Source organism: Pantoea sp. SIMBA_079 (genome assembly GCF_046940275.1).
GTDB lineage: Bacteria > Pseudomonadota > Gammaproteobacteria > Enterobacterales > Enterobacteriaceae > Pantoea > Pantoea borealis.
The window spans coordinates 1-254 of the sequence record NZ_JAWRYR010000613.1 but is presented as its reverse complement, the minus strand read 5'-3'; the positions used below and the strand labels follow the sequence as shown (position 1 = coordinate 254).

Sequence of the window (254 nt, the reverse complement as noted above, 5' to 3'; positions counted from 1 at the left end):
GGAGTCGTTGCAGGGCGTCAACGCGCCCATCCAGGGCGCTGTGCTGAACTTCGTGCCGCCCGCCGCGCGCAATCCGTACCACGGCTACGTCGCGTCGGCCGTCCCCGCCCGTCGAACGCTGCCGCCCTTCCGCCGCGTGGCGACGACGCCCGTTCCCAAGGCCCCGCAGCCCACGACGGAGGAGGCCTTCGTCGGCGAGCCCGACGGCGCCCGTGACCGTGCCTCGTCGGGGTCCATCACCTCGCTGTTCGACC

Annotated in this window: 1 protein-coding gene; it reads left to right on the top strand. The window is 73.6% G+C overall.

Annotated features, from left to right (window positions below; all coding sequences use genetic code 11):
- On the top strand, window positions 1-254 hold a 254-nt coding region (locus SB719_RS21400; RefSeq protein WP_412159921.1), incomplete at both ends, for a hypothetical protein.